Below are 13,263 nucleotides of genomic sequence, written 5' to 3' on the forward strand. Positions count from 1 at the left end.
CGATGACCACCACCAGCGCCCCCGCACCCGCCGCCCCCTCGGCCGGCACCGACGGCCCGCTGCTCGACGTCTCCGGCGTCACCATGCGCTTCGGCGGCCTCACCGCCGTCAACGACGTCTCGCTCACCGTCGGCCGCGGCGAGATCATCGGCCTGATCGGCCCCAACGGCGCCGGCAAGACCACCTTCTTCAACTGCCTCACCGGCCTCTACGTCCCCACCGAGGGCACCGTCACCTACCAGGGCACCGTCCTGCCGCCCAAGCCCCACCTCGTCACCCAGGCCGGCATCGCCCGCACCTTCCAGAACATCCGGCTCTTCGCCAACATGACCGTGCTGGAGAACGTCCAGGTCGGCCGGCACAGCCGGATGAGCCAGGGGCTGCTCTCCGCCGTCCTGCGCGGCCGCGGCTTCCACCGCTCCGAGGCCGAGAGCCGCGAGAAGGCCATGGAACTCCTGGAGTTCACCGGCCTCGCCGGCAAGGCCGACCACCTCGCCCGCAACCTCCCCTACGGCGAGCAGCGCAAGCTGGAGATCGCCCGCGCCCTCGCCTCCGACCCCGGCCTGCTGCTGCTCGACGAGCCCACCGCCGGCATGAACCCGCAGGAGACCCGCGCCGCCGAGGAGCTCGTCTTCGCCATCCGCGACCGGGGCGTCTCGGTCCTCGTCATCGAGCACGACATGCGGTTCATCTTCAACCTCTGCGACCGCACCGCGGTGCTCGTCCAGGGCCAGAAGATCGTCGAGGGCGACCGCGAGACCGTCCAGAACGACGAACGCGTCATCACCGCCTACCTCGGCGCCCCGCTCGAAGGCACCGCCCCCGTTACGGAGACCGACCAGTGACCGCACTCCTCGACGTCCAGGACCTCCGCGTCGCCTACGGCAAGATCGAGGCCGTCAAGGGCATCAGCTTCACCGTCAACCAGGGCGAGGTCACCACCCTGATCGGCACCAACGGCGCCGGCAAGACCACCACCCTGCGCACCCTCTCCGGCCTGCTCAAGCCCACCGCCGGCAGCATCACCTTCGACGGGCAGGACCTCGCCGCCGTCCCCGCCCACAAGATCGTCGCCCTCGGCCTCGCCCACTCCCCCGAGGGCCGGCACATCTTCCCGCGCATGACCATCGAGGAGAACCTCCTCCTCGGCGCCTTCCTGCGCAGCGACACCGACGGCATCACCAAGGACGTCGACCGCGCCTACGGCCTCTTCCCCATCCTCGGCGAACGCCGCAAGCAGGCCGCCGGCACGCTCTCCGGCGGCGAGCAGCAGATGCTCGCCATGGGGCGGGCCCTGATGTCCCGACCCAAGCTGCTGATGCTCGACGAGCCCTCGATGGGCCTCTCGCCGCTGATGATGCAGAAGATCATGGCGACCATCGTCGAGCTCAAGGCCGACGGCACCACCATCCTGCTGGTCGAGCAGAACGCCCAGGCCGCGCTCTCCCTCTCCGACCGCGGCTACGTCATGGAGACCGGCGCCATCGTCCTCCAGGGCACCGGCGCCGACCTGCTGCACGACGAGTCGGTGCGCAAGGCCTACCTCGGCGAGGACTGACCCCGCCCCGCTCCACGGCAAAGGGCCCGGCACGCGTGTGCCGGGCCCCTCCCGTTCCTCCGCTACTCCGCGCCGCCCGCGGCCTCCTCGGCCTTCTTGCGGTCCTGCGCGGCGCCCTCCTCGATGACCGCCTCGGCCACCGCCGCCATCGTCATCCGGCGGTCCATCGACGTCTTCTGGATCCACCGGAACGCGGCCGGCTCGTTCAGCCCGAACTTGGTCTGCAGCACGCTCTTCGCGCGGTCCACCAGCTTCCGGGTCTCCAGCCGCTGGGTGAGATCCGCGATCTCCTCCTCCAGCGTCCGCATCTCCGTGTACCGGGACACCGCCATCTCGATCGCGGGCACCAGGTCGCTCTTGGAGAACGGCTTGACGATGTACGCCATCGCCCCCGCGTCCCGCGCCCGGTCCACCAGCTCCCGCTGCGAGAACGCGGTCAGCATCAGCACCGGCGCCAGGTGCTGCTCATGGATCTGCTCGGCCGCGGACAACCCGTCCAGCACCGGCATCTTCACGTCCAGGATCGCCAGATCCGGCTTCAGTTCCTCCACCAACCGGACCGCCGTGGCTCCGTCCCCGGCCTCCCCGACGACGGTGTACCCCTCCTCCTCCAGCATCTCCTTCAGATCGAGACGGATCAGCGCCTCGTCCTCGGCGATCACAATCCGGGTGATCTGGGGCGAATCGGTCTCAAGCGGCTCGGCCTGCTCGTCGGCGGTGCTCACGGGGCTCCTCGTTCCGGCGGGGGTACTGCATGCACGAGGGTACCTAGCTGCGCCGGACGATGCGCGCAGGGTATCCTTCACGGGCGCGACTCGCCGAGTTGGTGGAAGGGCAGACACGATCGCCTCAAAAGCGATTGCCTGAAAGGGCGTGTGGGTTCGAATCCCACACTCGGCACAGGATTTTCCTCATATTCCCAGGCAGTGGGAAGTTCATCACATCGAGCGGCTTTCAGTAGAACCCCTGCCACAGCCCACGACTCCGCCAAAACTGGCGCACATGACCACGAATTCCGTGCGCGAACAGGCTGTCCGTCTCCTCCGTGCAGGCGCTGCAAACACCGAGGTTGCTCGCCGGTTCGATGTTCCGCCTGGCACCGTCTCCTGGTGGAAGCACCAGGACCTCGCCAAGCGCGACCGGCTTCCTGGCCGGAAACGATCCACCTGTCCGCACTGCTTCGGCGACACACTCGACCGCCCGGCCTACGCCTACCTCCTCGGCCTCTACCTCGGCGACGGCCACATCACCTGGCCCGAACAGCACCGCAGCCCCAGCCTCTTCATCACCTGCGATGCCAAGTGGCCCGGCATCATCGACGCCGTCGATCAGGCCATGCGCCAGGTGATGCCACGCAACAGTCCGTGTCGCATTCGGCGGACGGGCTGCTACGTGGTCAAGCTCTACTCGCAGCACCTGTACTGTCACTTCCCCCAGCACGGCGCCGGCAAGAAGCACGAGCGCACCATAGCCCTGGAGCCCTGGCAGCAGGAGATCGTCGACGCCCACCCCTGGGAGTTCCTGCGCGGCCTGATCCACTCCGACGGCTGCCGGATCACCAACTGGACGACCCGCACCGTCGGCGGCGTCCAGAAGCGCTACGAGTACCCGCGCTACTTCTTCACCAACACCTCGACCGACATCATCCGCCTCTTCACCGACACCCTCGACGCCGTCGGCGTGCAGTGGAAGGCCTCGGTCCCCCGGCCGACCGGCCAGGTCAACATCTCGGTCGCCCGTAAGGAGTCCGTGGCATTGATGGACGCCCACATCGGCCCCAAGTACTGACTTCTCAGCTCGCCCGGTCCAGGGGCTCCAACTCCACGGTGAGGCGCATGCCGAGGGCCGAGGCGAGACGTTCGAGAACGACGATGGTGGGCATCGTGCCGCCGGCCTCGAAACGGGCGATCGCGGGCTGCTGCATACCGCAAGCCGCCGCGAGCTGAGTCTGGGTCATGCCGAGCGCTTCCCGACGAAGCCGGACGGTCTCGCCGAGCTCGAACCGGATGCGAGCCGCCTCATAGGCGCCACCCGCGCCCGGGCGGTTCAGGATCTCCTCCCGCATGGCCCGCCAGGACGTTCGCTCACTCATCACGCTCACTCCTCCTCGTCGACGGTGTGCCGCTCCGCCGCACAGCGTCGCAGTGCCCGCCCGGCCCGGTCGACCTCGACACTCTCCCGCATCCGGGTCTTGCGGAACACGGTGAGCAGGATGATCCTCCTGCCCGATGCGATCCAGTATGTGATCCGCATGTCGAGCTCGACCAGGTGGAACCGGAGCTCGCGGAGCTTGCCGTCCAGCTGTCTGCTGTGGGGCTCACCAAGTAGCGGACCCCGGTCCGCGAGCAGGTCCACGTAGAAGGCCACGGTCTCCTGCGCCTCCTGCCCCAGGCCGAGGATCCAGTCCCGGACCTCGGGTTCGAGCTCTACTTCTCCCCATGTCATAACACGGATGGTATGAAGCCGCCAGTGGTCCGCTCCGCCTTCGGGACCGCGACGAGGGCGGCATTCCCCGACATGGGGGATGCCGCCCTCGCGCGAACGTGCTGCTATGGGTCAGTCGTCCAGGGTGCCGACGTGGTGGACGCGGACGAGGTTGGTGGAGCCGGCGAGGCCGGGCGGGGAGCCGGCGGTGATGACGACGATGTCGCCCTTGCGGCATCGGCCGAGGGAGAGCAGGGCGGCGTCGACCTGCTCGACCATCTCGTCGGTGGTGGGAGCGAAGGGGCCGAGGAAGGTCTCCACGCCCCAGGTGAGGGCGAGTTGGCTGCGGACGGCCGGTTCGTAGGTGAAGGCGAGGACGGGGATCGGCGAGCGGTAGCGGGCCAGCCGGCGGGCGGTGTCGCCGGACTGGGTGAAGGCCACCAGGTACTTGGCGTGCAGGAAGTCGCCGATCTCCGCGGCCGCCCGGGCGACGGCGCCGCCCTGGGTGCGGGGCTTGTTGCTCGGGGTGAGCGGGGACAGCCCGTCGGCGAGGATGTCCTGCTCGGCGGCCTCGATGATCCGCCCCATCGTGCGGACCGTCTCGGACGGGTACTTCCCGACCGAGGTCTCGCCGGAGAGCATCACCGCGTCGGTGCCGTCGAGGACGGCGTTGGCGACGTCGGAGGCCTCGGCGCGGGTGGGCCGGGAGGAGTTGATCATCGAGTCGAGCATCTGGGTCGCCACGATGACCGGCTTGGCGTTCCGCCGGGCGAGCGTGACGGCCCGCTTCTGGACCATCGGCACCTCCTCCAGCGGCATCTCGACGCCCAGGTCCCCGCGGGCCACCATGATGCCGTCGAAGCGGTCGACGATGGAGTCGAGGTTCTGCACCGCCTGCGGCTTCTCGATCTTGGCGATGACCGGGACCCGGCGCCCCTCCTCGTCCATCACCCGGTGGACGTCCTCGACGTCCCGCCCGCTGCGGACGAAGGAGAGCGCGACCAGGTCGGCCCCGGCCCGCAGGGCCCAGCGCAGGTCGGCGATGTCCTTCTCGCTGAGCGCGGGCACCGAGACGGCGACCCCGGGGAGGTTGAGGCCCTTGTGGTCGGAGACCAGGCCGCCCTCGACGACGACGCAGCGGACCCGCGGTCCGGCCACCTCGACGACCTCCAGGGTGACCCGCCCGTCGTCGACGAGGATCAGCTCGCCGGCGGTGACGTCCCCGGCGAGCCCGGGGTAGGTGGTGCCGCAGCCGTTCTGGTCTCCGTCGACGCCGTTGTCGGTGGAGATGGTGAACTCGTCGCCGCGTTCGAGAAGTACCGGGCCTTCGGTGAAGGTCCCGAGGCGGATCTTCGGGCCTTGAAGGTCGGCCAGCACGCCGACGCTTCGGCCGGTCTCGTCCGCGGCCTTGCGGACCCGGCGGTAGCGCTCCTCGTGCTCGGCGTGGGAGCCGTGGCTCAGATTCAGTCGGGCGATGTCCATCCCGGCGTCGACCAGGGACTTGATCTGGTCGTAGGTGTCGGTGGCGGGCCCGAGGGTACAGACGATTTTTGCTCGGCGCATAGTGCTGAGAGTAGGCATTACCGGCGCGTAACGACGATGCGGGTCCGGACAACGGGATGGCCGTTGCCGTAAGGAGAGTTGAACAATCTGACACAACGTCGGACCGGCGTGCGAGAGGTTCCCCGGAGTCGCCCCGCACCCGTCCCCTGATGCGATTCCGTGAAGGTGTGTTCACCTCCGGTTCACCGCCGCTTCCGCCGCCGCACGTGGCACGGCGGGACGCTCGTCATCCCGGTGCGGTGCCGGGGTCCGGAAGTGGTTCCAGCGAGGGGGAAGCGTCCGGCATGAGGCGTGGTGCGTGGTTCGGGGCCGCGGTGGCACTGCTGGTGGTCGGCGGTCTGGTGTTCACGGTCCTCAAATGGATCGATTCCCCTGACGATCCGCCGGCGCCGCCGACGCCGCCCGTCGCGAAGATCACCGGTGTCGTCGGGTCGGAGAAGAACGCGTTCTTCCAGGACTCCGGGGTCAAGGCCGCGCTGGCCGCGAAGGGGCTGGACGTCAGCGTGGCCAGCGCGGGCTCCTGGCAGATGAACGACGTCAAGAAGGAGTCGGCGGACTTCGTCTTCCCGGCCAGCCAGCTGCCGGCCGACGAGGTCGCGCACCAGAACCAGGTGACCGGAACCCTGGCCCGGCCGTTCTACTCGCCGCTGGTGATCGTCACGCACACGGACGTCGCCAACGTCCTCAAGGAGAACAACCTGGCGAAGCAGGATCCGGGCTCCAAGCTCTGGACGTTCTCGATGGGTGAGTTCCTCAAGGCGGTCGGTGCCGGCCGGAGGTGGGACCAGCTCAACGCGACCAACCGGCCGAGCTCCCTCAGCGGGGACATCTTCCTGACCACCACGAATCCCGAGACCTCTTCGTCCGGCACGCTCTACATCGCGATGGTCGCCTACCTGCTGAACAACAAGCAGGTGGTGAAGGACCAGGCCACCGTGGACGCCATCGCACCGGCCCTGAGGGACGCGATCAACAAGCAGGGGAGCATGAAGAACTCCACGGAGGAGCCGTTCAACGACTTCGTCTCCAACAACGGCCACCCGCTGGTGCTCGCCTACGAGTCCCAGGTGCTCCGCCTGGCCCTGGACGGGACGGGGAGCATGCCGAAGGACATGGTGATGCTCTACCCCGACGTCACCATCACCTCCGACCACACGCTCGTCGGGTTCACCCCGGACGGGCTGAAGCTCGGGAAGGTCCTGACCGAGGAGCCGAAGCTGCGGGAGCTGGAGGTCAAGTACGGCTTCCGGCCCACGGGCAGCGTGGCCGGCACGGAGGAGTTCGCGGCGGAGGTGCGCGGTCTCAACGGCACGCCGGGCACGCCGGGGTTCACCTTCGCGCCCGATCTGGGTGCGGCGGGCATCGGCCTGGCCTCGGTGCCGAGGCCGGAGATCATGAAGAGCCTGGTCCAGGCCGTGAAGAAGTGATGACGGGGGACATGGGGACGGGAGCAAGGACGATGCGCAAGAGCGGTGTTCGGGGCCTGGCCGTCGGGCTGGCCCTCCTGGTGGCGACGGTGACGGCGTGCACGTCCTCGCCCGCGCCCGCGCCCACGCCCGCCCCGCCGGGGACCAGCGAGCCGCCGGCGCCGAGCGCGCAGCCGGGGGTGCTGCGCGTGCTCGCGGGCAGTGAGCTCCAGGACATGGCGCCGGTGCTGGAGGAGGCCCAGAAGGCCACCGGGGTGAGCGTGCAGTTCGCCTGGACGGGCTCGCTGGACGGCGCGGACGCGGTGTCCTCGGGCAGGGCGGAGGGCAAGTACGACGCGATCTGGTTCCCGTCGAACCAGTATCTGCACCTGGACGAGGGCAGCAGGTCGAAGCTGCTCTCCGAGACGCCGGTCATGGCCTCCCCGGTCGCCTTCGGCATCCGTTCCTCGGTGCTCAAGGACCTGGCGTGGGGCGACGGTTCGAAGGTGACCTGGGGCAATCTGGCGGAGGCCGCGGCTTCCGGGAAGCTGGCGTACGGGATGGCGGACCCGTCGCGGTCCAACTCGGGCTTCTCCGCGCTGGTGGCGGTGGCCTCGGCGTTCTCGGGGGCGACCTCGGCGCTGACCGACGCGGACGTGCAGAAGGCGGCGCCGCAGCTCAAGCAGTTCTTCACCGGGCAGAAGCTGACCTCGGGTTCGTCCGGCTGGCTGGCCCAGGCGTACAGCCGGGCGGAGCAGGGGTCGGTCGGGGCGCTGGTGAACTACGAGTCGGTGCTGCTGTCGCTGAACAAGACGCTGCCCGCCGAGCAGCAGCTCACCGTGGTGCGCCCGACCGACGGTGTGATCTCGGCGAACTATCCGCTGACCCTGCTGAGTTCGTCGCAGCAGCGGGAGCGGGAGTCGTTCCAGCGGCTCACCGCCTACCTGCTGAAGCCGGACGTGCAGAAGCGGATCTCGGAGCTGACGCTGCGTCGGCCGGTCACGCCCGGGGCGGCCCCGGCGGCCGGCCTGTCGACGGAGCGGCTGCACGAGCTGCCGTTCCCGGGCACCCGGGCGGTGGCGGACGGGCTGCTGTCCTCGTACCAGAACGAGCTGCGCCGGCCGTCGCGGACGGTGTACGTGCTGGACACCTCGGGGTCGATGAACGGGGCCCGGCTGGCGTCGCTGAAGTCGGCGATGGGCCGGCTGACGGGCACGGACGACACCCGGGGGGTGCGGAGCTTCCGGGAGCGCGAGGAGGTCACGCTGATCTCGTTCGCGGAGAAGGTGAAGTCGACGAAGACCCACTCGGTGCCGCCCGGTTCGGACTCCGACAAGGAGTTGAAGGCGATCGACGGGGACGTCCAGGCGCTGTCGGCCGAGGGCGGGACGGCGGTGTACTCCTCGTTGGAGGAGGCGTACCGGGTGATCGAGCGGCAGCAGTCGGCCGCCAAGGACGACCGCTTCACCTCGATCGTGCTGATGACGGACGGGGAGAGCAACCAGGGGGCGACGGAGCAGGACTTCCGGGCCTTCTTCGGCGGGCTGTCGCCGGCTCAGAAGTCGGTGCCGGTGTTCCCGATCCTGTTCGGCGAGGCGGCGAAGGGCCAGTTGCAGGGCATCGCGGACCTGACCGGCGGCAAGCTGTTCGACGGGACGGGCTCGCTGGACGGGGCGTTCGAGGAGATCCGTGGTTACCAGTAACGGTGGCGGCGGGAACGGTGGGACCGGCGGGCCTGGTGGGCCCGCCGGTCCCGGCGGTTCCGGCGGCCGGGTCCGGGCGTACCTGAACTCCACCCGCTTCTCCGTGGCCGGAGGGGCGGGTGTGGCCACGGGGACGGCCGCGTACTTCCTGCAGGCTCCGCCGGCGATGTGGCTGCTGATCGCGGCGGGGTCGTACGTCGCGACGGTGCTCCTGTGGCCGAAGGATCCCGGTGACGACCGGTCCACGCGGCGCGGGGGCGGGGACGACGGGGACGACGGGAAGGACTCCGGGGGTGGCTCGGACACGGGCACGGGCTCGCGGACCGGCTCGGACGGCGGGTCCGGGAAAGGCTCCGGGCCGGGCCCGAGGCCCGGCACCTCCCCGTCGCCGTCCGAGCCCGACCGGCGCGGCCTCGGTCCCGCGCTGTCGTCGGAGGCGGCGGGGCCCTCCGTCGCGGCTCGTGCCCGGGGCCCCCTGCCCGGTCGCGCCGTGCCACTGAGGGCCCCGGCCGCGGCGGCGCCGGAGGCTCCGTCGACGGCTCTGGCGGCGGCCCCGCCCGCGCCGCGGATCTGGCCGCAGTTGGAGGAGCTGGCGGCGTTCGTCGGCTCGGCGCCGCTGCCGCCGGCGGCGAACGTGCCGGGCCTGCTGGTGCGGCTGCGCACGGCCGGGCCGGGGCCGACCACGGAACCGATCGTCCGCCGGCGGCTGCCGCTGGCGGTGGACGGCTACCTGCGGGCGCTCACCTGGCAGCCTTGGGTGCCGGACGGGGCGGACCCGGCGGCCGAACTGGCCCGCGCGGTGGACGAGATGGCCGCCCTGGTCCCGGCGTCCTGACCAGAACCCCACGGCCGGTCCCGGAAACGCACCCCCCGGGGCCGGCCGCAGCACACCCGCCGACACCTGCACCGCCTGTCGAGAGTTCCGGGCCCGTCAGCCCCACGGCACCGTCCCGCCCCTGCTCCGGGGCCGGTCCCCACCGGCACCGCCCCGCGACGCGGCCCGCGCTCCCCCGTCAGGCCTCCAGGGCTCCGGACAGTTCCAGGCGGCGCCGCACCCCCAGTTTGCGGAAGCTGTTGGTGAGGTGGGTCTCGACCGTGCGGACCGCCAGGTGGAGCATGGCGGCGATCTCGGCGTTGGAGTGCCCGGCGGCGGCGAGACGGCAGATGCGCAGCTCGCTGTCGGTGAGCGCCTCCGCGCCGGCGTGGTCGGCGCGGCCGATGCGGGCGCCGGAGGCGCGCAGCGACTCCAGGGCGGCGGCGCGGTGGCGGACGGCGCCGAGGCGTTCGGCGCGGCCGGCGGCCTCGCGCAGGGCGCGGCGGGCGGCGCCGCGGCGACCGCCGTCGCCGAGCAGGCGGCCGTGGGTGATGAGGGCGGGGATGAGTTCGGTGTCGATCTCGGCCTCGCGCAGCAGGTGGACGGCTTCGGTGGCGAGGTCGAGGCCGTGGCGTCCGCCGGTGGCGGCGGCGAGGGAGCGCAGGGCGCGGCCGACGGCGCGGGGGGTGCCCCAGACGCGGGCGAGCCGCAGTTCCTCCTCGGCGAGGGCGACGGCGGGTCCGGGTTCGCCGAGTTGGAGGTGGCATTCGGCGGCGACGGAGCGCCAGGGGGTGACGATGGGGCTGTGGACCTGGCGTTCGCCTTGGCGGCGGCCGCATTCGAGCAGGTCGGCGAGGGCTTCGGCGGGTTCGCCGGAGGCGAGCCGGAGCAGGCCGCGGGCGTAGAGGTACTCGTTCCATTCCCAGGAGTCCTGGGCGCGGTCGGCGGCGACGGCGCGGGCGAGGCCGTGGGCCTGCCAGAGGCGGCCGGTCTCGACGAGGGCGATGACGCTCTGGGCGACGAGGTGGGCGTTCTGCTGGCCGAGGAGTTCGGCGTAGCGGCCGGGGGCGGCGTCGTCGGTGGCGGGGTGGGGTGCGGGGGTCCACCAGGAGGGGCCTGGGGCGGCGTCGGGGAGGCCGGGGGCGTCCCAGGGGCGCGGCCGGGGCAGTCCGGACGGTCCCCAGGGGGTGGCCTGGCGGAGTGCGGGGACGGGTGCCGTGACGGAGGCCGCGGGGCCGGAGCCGCTGGCGGTGAGGGCGTAGTCGTCGAGCAGGGCCTGGTACTCGCCGCGCATGATCCTGGTCTCGGCGCGGACGCTGAGCAGGCACTGGTAGCCGGGGTCGAGGGGGCCGCCCCGGTAGCAGGCGAAGCCGCGGGCGACGATCTCGTCGGCCTGGTCGAGGAGGTCGGCCCACTGGGAGAGGGTGGCGAGGGAGACCAGCAGGTAGGAGCGGCAGAGCGGGTCGACGGGGGCCGCGTCGAGTTCCTGGATGCGGGCGGCGACCTCGGTGGCGGAGAGCAGGCCGCTGGTGGCGTCGAACTCGGTGAGCAGGGCGAAGGCGGGTGGGGCGAGGCGTTGGGGGGTGCGGGTGGCGAGGCGCTGGACGCCTTCGACGACCTGGAGCCAGCTGCGGCCGTCGTGGGCGGCGATCTGGGCGGTGGCCGCCTGGACGGCGTGGAGGACGTCCTCCTGGTCGACGAAGCGGTGGGCGAGCTCGTCCATGAGTTCGAGGGCGGCGGCGGTGTCGCCGCGGGTGGCGAGGACGGCGCCGAGGGTGTTGGCGGCGCGGAAGACGCCTTCGTCGGTCTGCTGGAGGTGGACGGCCTCGGCGAGGTGGCGCAGGCCGACGGTGCGTTCGTCGGGGCCGAGGGTGACTTCGAGGCTGCCGAGTTCGGTGAGCAGCAGGCCGCGCTGACGGTCGCTGAGGGGTTCGGCGAGGACGCGGCGCAGCAGGGCGGCGGCGCCGGCGGGGTGGTCGGCCTCGGCGGCCTTGCGGGCGGCGCGGCGCAGGGTGTCGGCGGCCCAGCGGGGGGTGGGGGCGGGGGTGAGCAGCAGGTGGCCGGCGACGGTTTCGTCGGGGGCGCCGGTGCGGTGGAGGTGTTCGGCGGCGGCGAGGTGGACTTCGGCGCGGTGGCCGGGGGCGTGCCCGGTGAGGACGGCGTCGGCGAGCAGCGGGTGGGCGAAGCGGGGCCAGTGGCCGGGGCCGGGGGTTTCGAGGTGGCGGTGGAGGGTGAGGTGGGCGAGCCAGCCGGCGAGCCGGCCGGGGTCGGCGGCGGTGAGTTCGGCGACCAGCGGGACGGGGTCGAGGTGCGGGGTTCCGGGGGCGGGGGTGGTGTCGGCGGCGGGATGTTCGCGCATCCGGGCGAGGACGCGGGCGGCGGTGACGGCCTGTGGGCCGGCGCCGTGCAGCCAGGTGTCGACGGCTTCGGCGAAGGCGCCGCCGGGCAGGGCGCCGCAGCGTTCGGGCAGGGCGGCGGGCAGGGCGACAGTGCCCTCCCCGTCGGCCGTGTCCGCCTCGTCCGCCCCGTCCCCCGAATCCGCCCGGCCCGCCGCGAGGTCGGCCAGCAGCGCGGTGAGCAGCAGCGGGTTGCCGCCGCTGGCGCGGGCGCAGTCGGCGGCGAGCCCGGGGGGCGTGCCGGGTCCGAGGCGCTGCCGGGCGATCCGGACGGCGGCGGGGGTGCCGAGCGGGGCGAGCCGCAGGGTGGTGGCGAGGTCGGGGGTGAGGTCGCGGGCGAAGCGGTCGGACGGGGTGTCGAGGGTGGCCTGCCGGTGTTCGGTGACGATCAGCAGGGCGGGCAGCCGGTCGATGCGGCGGGCGACCTGGCGCAGCCAGCGGCGGGAGGGCTCGTCGGCGAGGTGGATGTCGTCGACGGCGAGCACCAGCGGGTGGTGGCTGCCGTGCAGGCGGAGCAGCGACCAGAGGGTGGCTTCGGCGGTGTCGGCGTCGCTGTCGGCGTCGGCGCCCGCGGCCGTGAACGTGGATGCGGACGCGGACACCGGCACGGACCGCTGCGTGCTCCGGGCGGTGCGGTCGTAGGGGCCGGTGGGTGTGGGGCCGGTGTCGAAGAGCTGGCGGGCGGCCGCGTAGGGAGTGGTGGTCTCCTCGACCGAGCAGCGGGCGCGCAGCACGGCGGTGCCGTCGACGGCGGCGCGGCGGGCGGCCTCGGCGAGCAGCGCGGTGCGGCCGGTGCCGGTGGCGCCGGTGATCAGCAGCAGGTGGCCGGTGCCGCGGCGGGCGGCCTCGGCCCGGTCCGCGATCAGCCTGAGCTGTGGTTCGCGTTCCGCGAGGTGGGTCGACGTGGTGACACTCATCCCCGGTTGCTCCTTTCTCGCCTTCTGCCCTTCCCGGCCTTCCGCCGGTGACCGGACGGGCAGCATCCGCCGTTGTACCGGGAAAACGGCTTGACGTGCTAACCACGCGTTACCGGCGAGTCCGGTTCTCACCGTGAGGCGGCGGATCCGCCCGACCGGCCGCCGAGCCGCACAACCGCCCGGAGGGACACCCTCCACTTGCCGTGCGGGCACCGCTGCCGTCCCTCTGACCACCGTCGGAGCCCGAACCGTTGCCCCCGCCGATCGGCGGGGACTGCCCGGCGGGTCCGATCTCGTGGTGGACCACGATGGCCGGGAGGCTGCCCCGGCGGGAAGCATGGTGGCAGTTTCCGGGGCACGGGCAGCGCTCCCGGATCGCCGTCGAAACGGCCGGCCGTCCCGGGTGGGGCGCAACGTCCCGAGGTTCGGGGTCTACCGGGTGGCCGGGCCGGCTTCTCCAGGAGGGGGCCAGATTTGACTGT

At 72.1% G+C, this 13,263-nt stretch carries 11 protein-coding genes and 1 tRNA gene; 7 read left to right on the forward strand and 5 right to left on the reverse strand.

Annotation, left to right across the window (positions count from 1 at the left end):
* Nucleotides 1-2: 2 nt before the first annotated feature.
* Nucleotides 3-845 (forward strand): ABC transporter ATP-binding protein, encoded by an 843-nt coding sequence (locus ACFVVU_RS05310; protein WP_387788456.1) that lies wholly within the window; start codon nt 3-5, stop codon nt 843-845.
* The gene (locus ACFVVU_RS05315) at nt 842-1,558 is read left to right on the forward strand and encodes an ABC transporter ATP-binding protein (protein ID WP_380683496.1); all 717 of its coding nucleotides are present in this window, start codon (nt 842-844) and stop codon (nt 1,556-1,558) included. Before ACFVVU_RS05310 ends, ACFVVU_RS05315 begins: the two co-directional genes overlap by 4 nt.
* A gap of 62 nt (nt 1,559-1,620) precedes the next feature.
* On the opposite strand, the gene ACFVVU_RS05320 is transcribed toward ACFVVU_RS05315, so the two are convergent.
* Complete coding sequence (locus ACFVVU_RS05320) at nt 1,621-2,283, reverse strand: ANTAR domain-containing response regulator (protein ID WP_380683499.1); 663 nt, start codon at nt 2,281-2,283, stop codon at nt 1,621-1,623.
* A gap of 92 nt (nt 2,284-2,375) precedes the next feature.
* On the opposite strand from ACFVVU_RS05320, the gene ACFVVU_RS05325 reads away from it, so the two are divergent.
* Together ACFVVU_RS05325 and ACFVVU_RS05330 are read left to right on the forward strand one after the other, a co-directional pair.
* Nucleotides 2,376-2,458: transfer RNA gene (locus ACFVVU_RS05325), tRNA-Leu, on the forward strand.
* 102 nt (nt 2,459-2,560) lie between these two features.
* Nucleotides 2,561-3,346 (forward strand): helix-turn-helix domain-containing protein, encoded by a 786-nt coding sequence (locus ACFVVU_RS05330; RefSeq protein WP_387788457.1) that lies wholly within the window; start codon nt 2,561-2,563, stop codon nt 3,344-3,346.
* A gap of 4 nt (nt 3,347-3,350) precedes the next feature.
* Here the strand turns inward: ACFVVU_RS05330 and ACFVVU_RS05335 are convergent, their stop codons facing one another.
* The 3 genes from ACFVVU_RS05335 to pyk form a co-directional block, all read right to left on the reverse strand.
* A complete protein-coding gene (locus tag ACFVVU_RS05335; RefSeq protein WP_380683501.1) occupies nt 3,351-3,650 on the reverse strand; it encodes a multiprotein-bridging factor 1 family protein in 300 nt (99 codons plus the stop codon).
* Between the two features lie 5 nt (nt 3,651-3,655).
* Entirely contained in the window at nt 3,656-4,003 is a 348-nt protein-coding gene (locus ACFVVU_RS05340; RefSeq protein WP_380683502.1) for a type II toxin-antitoxin system RelE/ParE family toxin, read from the reverse strand.
* 111 nt (nt 4,004-4,114) lie between these two features.
* Nucleotides 4,115-5,545, reverse strand: coding sequence for a pyruvate kinase (gene pyk / locus ACFVVU_RS05345; protein ID WP_387788458.1), 1,431 nt, complete (start codon nt 5,543-5,545; stop codon nt 4,115-4,117).
* 284 nt (nt 5,546-5,829) lie between these two features.
* On the opposite strand from pyk, the gene ACFVVU_RS05350 reads away from it, so the two are divergent.
* The 3 genes from ACFVVU_RS05350 to ACFVVU_RS05360 all read left to right on the forward strand — a co-directional run bounded on the left by ACFVVU_RS05350 (nt 5,830) and on the right by ACFVVU_RS05360 (nt 9,489).
* Nucleotides 5,830-6,972 (forward strand): substrate-binding domain-containing protein, encoded by a 1,143-nt coding sequence (locus ACFVVU_RS05350; protein ID WP_387788459.1) that lies wholly within the window; start codon nt 5,830-5,832, stop codon nt 6,970-6,972.
* 32 nt (nt 6,973-7,004) lie between these two features.
* On the forward strand, nt 7,005-8,654 hold the full coding sequence (locus tag ACFVVU_RS05355) for an extracellular solute-binding protein (protein ID WP_387788460.1): 1,650 nt from the start codon (nt 7,005-7,007) through the stop codon (nt 8,652-8,654).
* 490 nt (nt 8,655-9,144) lie between these two features.
* A complete protein-coding gene (locus ACFVVU_RS05360) occupies nt 9,145-9,489 on the forward strand; it encodes a hypothetical protein (RefSeq protein WP_380682061.1) in 345 nt (114 codons plus the stop codon).
* Between the two features lie 178 nt (nt 9,490-9,667).
* Here ACFVVU_RS05360 and ACFVVU_RS05365 read toward each other — a convergent pair whose 3' ends face one another.
* Complete coding sequence (locus tag ACFVVU_RS05365) at nt 9,668-12,781, reverse strand: AAA family ATPase (RefSeq protein WP_387788461.1); 3,114 nt, start codon at nt 12,779-12,781, stop codon at nt 9,668-9,670.
* Nucleotides 12,782-13,263 lie beyond the last annotated feature (482 nt).

The organism is Kitasatospora sp. NPDC057965 (assembly GCF_042887135.1).
In the GTDB taxonomy this organism is placed as follows: Bacteria; Actinomycetota; Actinomycetes; order Streptomycetales; family Streptomycetaceae; genus Kitasatospora.